Source organism: Hydrogenophaga flava NBRC 102514 (genome assembly GCF_001571145.1).
In the GTDB taxonomy this organism is placed as follows: domain Bacteria; phylum Pseudomonadota; class Gammaproteobacteria; order Burkholderiales; family Burkholderiaceae_C; genus Hydrogenophaga; species Hydrogenophaga flava.
The window spans coordinates 1-516 of the sequence record NZ_BCTF01000082.1 but is presented as its reverse complement, the minus strand read 5'-3'; the positions used below and the strand labels follow the sequence as shown (position 1 = coordinate 516).

The 516-nt window shown below is 61.6% G+C and carries 1 pseudogene; it reads right to left on the bottom strand.

Annotated features, from left to right (window positions below):
• Positions 1–516, bottom strand: a pseudogene (locus HFL01S_RS25865) (DDE-type integrase/transposase/recombinase); the annotation flags it as partial.

The window sequence follows — 516 nt, the reverse complement described above, 5'->3', positions numbered from 1 at the left end:
TGTGGCGTACCTCGTTGTAATCGCGCTGCCAGCGCAAGATTTCCTGCCTGGCCTGTGTCAGTGACTCGAACCACTGCTCGTTCAGGCACTCGTCCCTGAACTTGCCGTTGAAGCTCTCGATGTAGGCGTTCTGGGTCGGGCAGCACGCATCGTTGAGCAGATGCCGTACACCGCGAGCTGCCGCCCACGCAATGAAGGCCCGACTGGTGAACTCCGGCCCTTGGTCGGTGAGGATGGCGATCGGGTAGCCGCGGAACTGTGCTGCCCGCTCAAGCAAGCGCACGACCTACTCGCCACCAATGCCGTGGTCCACCGCCGATGTCCACGCACTCTCGGCTGAAGTCATCTACCACCGTCAGGCACTTGAGGCACCGGCCGTTGACCAATGCGTCCATCACGAAGTCCGCACTCCAGGTGCCATTGACATGGCGGCTGCTTTTCAAGGGCTGAAGCTCGCTCATAGGGCGCTTGACCTTGCGGCGTTTGCGCGCCGACAAGTTCGCCAGCTTGTACAGG